Origin of the sequence: Streptomyces sp. 1-11, from assembly GCF_007176755.1 — a bacterium.
Taxonomy (GTDB): Bacteria; Actinomycetota; Actinomycetes; order Streptomycetales; family Streptomycetaceae; genus Streptomyces.
In genome coordinates this window covers 1-3912 of sequence record NZ_BJTV01000036.1, presented here as the reverse complement: position 1 = coordinate 3912, position 3912 = coordinate 1, and the positions used below count along the sequence as shown (strand labels likewise).

Annotated in this window: 4 protein-coding genes; 3 read left to right on the top strand and 1 reads right to left on the bottom strand. The window is 74.7% G+C overall.

Going from position 1 to position 3912, the window contains the following annotated elements; all coding sequences use genetic code 11:
- A partial coding sequence (locus TNCT1_RS35395; protein WP_143640434.1) for an ROK family transcriptional regulator occupies nucleotides 1–981 on the bottom strand: 981 nt, incomplete at its 3' end.
- A gap of 55 nt (nucleotides 982–1036) precedes the next feature.
- Here TNCT1_RS35395 and TNCT1_RS35390 point away from each other — a divergent pair.
- The 3 genes from TNCT1_RS35390 to TNCT1_RS35380 all read left to right on the top strand — a co-directional run bounded on the left by TNCT1_RS35390 (nucleotide 1037) and on the right by TNCT1_RS35380 (nucleotide 3587).
- Nucleotides 1037–2110 (top strand): Gfo/Idh/MocA family oxidoreductase, encoded by a 1074-nt coding sequence (locus TNCT1_RS35390; RefSeq protein ID WP_143640432.1) that lies wholly within the window; start codon nucleotides 1037–1039, stop codon nucleotides 2108–2110.
- Nucleotides 2110–2610: a heme-degrading domain-containing protein gene (locus TNCT1_RS35385; protein WP_143640430.1), complete on the top strand. Its 501-nt coding sequence runs from the start codon at nucleotides 2110–2112 to the stop codon at nucleotides 2608–2610. The genes TNCT1_RS35390 and TNCT1_RS35385 overlap by 1 nt, the downstream gene beginning before the upstream one ends.
- 92 nt (nucleotides 2611–2702) lie before the next feature.
- Nucleotides 2703–3587: an LLM class F420-dependent oxidoreductase gene (locus TNCT1_RS35380; RefSeq protein WP_143640427.1), complete on the top strand. Its 885-nt coding sequence runs from the start codon at nucleotides 2703–2705 to the stop codon at nucleotides 3585–3587.
- Nucleotides 3588–3912 lie beyond the last annotated feature (325 nt).

Below are 3912 nucleotides of genomic sequence, written 5' to 3'. Positions count from 1 at the left end.
CGCCCCCACCCCCAGCACCCGGGCCGCCTCGCGCAGCTCGCCCCGCGCCACGGCCCCCAGGCACAGCACCTCCACGCACCCCCGGTCCCCGCACTCGCACGCGGGCCCGTCGATCTGGACGACCTGGTGCCCGAACTCCCCCGCCCCGGTCCGCGCCCCCCGGTGCACGTCCCCGCCGATCACCAGCCCCGCCCCGAGCCCCGTGCCGAGATGCAGGTAGGCGAACGACCCGCCCTCACCGGCCCCGGGACCGCCGTCTCCCGCCCCACCGCACACACCCACGGACAGGCCGAGCGCCGCCGCGTTGGTGTCCTTGTCCACCACCACCGGCACCCCCAACCGCTCCACCAGCGCGTCCCGCAGCGGAAACCCGTCCCACTCCGGGAACCCGGTGACCCGGTGCAGCACCCCCCGCACATGATCGAGCGGCCCGGGCAGAGCCACCCCGACCCCCAGCAACGACCCCACCCCGGACAGCCCGCCGGCGAACCCACCGGCGGGACCCCCGGACAGCCCGCCCACGGCGTCGCCGACCCCCAGGGCCTCCACCACCAGCCCGGCAACCTCCCCCGCCACCATTTCCAGCACAGCCTCCGCACCGTCCCCGAGGTCCAGCGCGGCGCTCCGCTCGCCCACCACGGCCCCGTCGAGATCCACCAGCACGGCCCACAGCTCGTCCCGGTCCAGGTGCACCCCCACCGCGTGCCCCGCCTCCGGCACCAGCCGCAGCACGGTGCGGGGCTTGCCCCCGGTGGACGCCCGGCGTCCGGCCTCCGCCGCGAACCCCGCCTCCCTCAGCCTCGCGGTGATCTTGCTGACGGCCTGCGGGGTCAACCCGGTCCGCTCGGCCAGTTCCAGCCTGCTGATCCCCGCCGCCCCGGCGCCGCGCAGCAGATCCAGCACGAGCGCGGTGTTGTGGGACCGCACCGCGAACAGATTCGCTCCGACCGGCCCGTTCTTCGTCCTGCTCACGCCGCCCATCCCCCCATTGTCCCTGCCGCTTGCACTTTGGCAACAGCGTTGCGAAAGTAGAGGCATGACTGCTACCCCCCTCCGCGTCGGCCTGATCGGCTACGGCCTCGCAGGCTCCGTCTTCCACGCCCCGCTGATCGCGGCCACCGAGGGCCTCGCCCTGGACACGGTGGTCACCTCCAACCCCGAGCGGCAGGAGCAGGCCCGCGCCGAGTTCCCGGACGTCCGTGTCGCCGGCACCCCCGAGGAGCTGTTCGGCCGGGCCGGCGAGCTGGACCTGATCGTCATCGCCTCGCCGAACAAGACGCACGTCCCGCTCGCCACCGCCGCCCTCGAGGCGGGCCTGCCGGTGGTCGTGGACAAGCCGGTCGCCGGCACGGCGGCCGAGGCACGGGAGCTGGCCGCCCTCGCCGAGCAGCGGGGCCTGCTGCTGTCGGTCTTCCAGAACCGCCGCTGGGACAACGACTTCCTCACCCTGCGGGCCCTGCTGGAGAAGGGCGAGCTGGGCGACGTCTGGCGCTTCGAGTCCCGCTTCGAGCGCTGGCGCCCGCGCCCCAAGGGCGGCTGGCGCGAGTCCGGCGACCCGGCGGAGATCGGCGGTCTGCTCTACGACCTCGGCAGCCATGTCGTGGACCAGGCCCTGGTGCTCTTCGGCCCGGTCACCGAGGTGTACGCCGAGACGGACATCCGCCGCCCGGGCGCGGAGACCGACGACGACACCTTCATCGCGCTGACCCACGCCGGCGGTGTCCGCTCGCACCTCTACGTCTCCGCGACGACCGCCCAGCTCGGCCCGCGCTTCCGGGTGCTGGGCTCGCAGGCCGGCTTCGTCAAGTACGGCCTCGACCCGCAGGAGGCGGCCCTGCGCGCGGGCGAGCGGCCCGGCACGCACGCCGGCTGGGGCGACGAGCCCGAGTCCCTGTGGGGCCGGCTCGGCGCCGGCGAGTCGCCGGTGACCGGCGGCGGCCGCCCCGTGCCGACGCTCCCCGGCGACTACCCCGCCTACTACGCGGCCGTGGCGGCGGCCCTGACCGGCGCCGGCCCCAACCCGGTGCCCGCCCTAGAGGCGGCCGCGGCCCTCGACGTACTGGAGGCGGCCCGCCGGTCCGCCCGCGACAAGGTGACGGTGACCCTCTGATGCCCCATCCCGAGACCACCCCGAAGTCCGCCGCCGAGACCATCCCGAGCGTGGAGGAACTGGAGGCGCTGGAACGCCGCCTGGTCTTCCGCCGGTTCACGTACGACGACGCCTGGGCGCTCGGTTCGCTCCTGGTCGAACTGGCCCGGGAGCGGCAGGCCCCGGTCGCCATCGACATCCACCGCGCGGGACAGCAGCTCTTCCACGCCGCCCTGCCCGGTTCCACGCCGGACAACGACGCCTGGATCACCCGCAAGCGCCGGGTGGTGGAACGGTACGGCGCCTCGTCGTACCTGGTCGGCGCCCGTTTCCGGGCCAAGGGCACGACGTTCGAGGCGTCCTCCCGGCTGGACCCGGACGCCTACGCGGCGCACGGCGGCGCCTTCCCGATCACCGTCGAGGACGTGGGCGTCGTCGGCACGGTGACGGTCTCCGGCCTGCCCCAGCTCCAGGACCACCGGCTGGTCGCGGAGGCGCTGGAGCGGTTCCTCGGCCGATAGCCCGCCGGCGGGATTACCGCGCGGCTCCCTCCGGTTGGGACCGGCATGCACGATGATCACGGCACGCCACCCACCCGGAGGGAAGTGACCCGATGAGCGAGTCGACGAACGGCGCGAGCACGGTCAAGGAGGCCGTCGGCCGGTACGGCGTCTGGAGCGTGGGGCTGCGCTCGGAGGACCCGGCCCTGCGCGGCGAGATCGCCGAGGCCGCCGCGGAGCTGGAGCAACTCGGCTACGGGACCGCCTGGCTGGGCGGCAGCAGCGCGCCCCGGCACGCCCTGCCGCTCCTCGAAGCGACGTCCCGGCTGACCGTCGGCACGAGCATCCAGAGCATCTGGCAGTACGAGGCCGGGGAGAGCGCGGCCGCCTCCGCCGAGGTGGAGTCGGCGCATCCCGGCCGCTTCCTGCTCGGCCTCGGCGTGAGCCACGCCAAGCTCGCCGAACAGTACCGGCGCCCGTACTCGGCGCTGGTCGCCTACCTCGACGCGCTGGACGAGGCCGGCGTCCCGGCCGGACACCGGGTGCTGGCGGCCCTCGGCCCGAAGACCCTGGAGCTGTCCCGCGACCGGGCCGCCGGCTCGATCCCCTACCTGGTCACCCCCGAGCACACCGCACGGGCCCGCGAGATCCTGGGCGAGGAGCCGCTGCTGGCCCCCGAGTTCGCGGTCGTCCTGGAGACGGACCCGGACAGGGCCCGCACCCTGGCCCGCGAGCACCTGGCGATGTACCTGGCCCTGCCCAACTACACCAACAGCTTCCAGCGTCTGGGCTTCACCGAGGACGACCTGTCCGCGGGCGGCAGCGACCGCCTGATCGACGCCCTGTACGCCTGGGGCCCCGAGGACCGCATCCGCACCCGCGTCAACGCCTTCCTCGAGGCGGGCGCCGACCACGTGGCCCTCCAGGTCGTCGACAACTCCCCCCGCGACCACCTCCCCCGCGCCCCCTGGCGCCGCCTGTCAGCCCTCCTCCACTGACAAGCCCACCAGCGCCCCAAACCCCCCAAGGGACGCGGAGAACCACGCGACCAGCCCCCACCCACACCCACCAACTCCCCCCGCCTCAACCCCCTAAGGGGCGCGGGGAACTGCGCGCCCAGCCACAACCAACCCGCAGCCAACGACGAAGCCCACCCCCCAGCAGACACCCGAACCCCGCCAACTCCCCCCACCCCAACCCCCCAAGGGGCGCGGGGAACTGCGCGCCCAGCCACAACCAACCCGCAGCCAACGACGAAGCCCACCCCCCAGCAGACACCCGAACCCCGCCAACTCCCCCCACCCCAACCCCCCAAGGGGCGCG

What these genes read in the sequence shown, in the direction of transcription:
- TNCT1_RS35390 (WP_143640432.1), top strand. Translation starts at nt 1,037, where the DNA reads ATGACTGCTACCCCCCTCCGCGTCGGCCTGATCGGCTACGGCCTCGCA.
- TNCT1_RS35385 (WP_143640430.1), top strand. Translation starts at nt 2,110, where the DNA reads ATGCCCCATCCCGAGACCACCCCGAAGTCCGCCGCCGAGACCATCCCG.
- TNCT1_RS35380 (WP_143640427.1), top strand. Translation starts at nt 2,703, where the DNA reads ATGAGCGAGTCGACGAACGGCGCGAGCACGGTCAAGGAGGCCGTCGGC.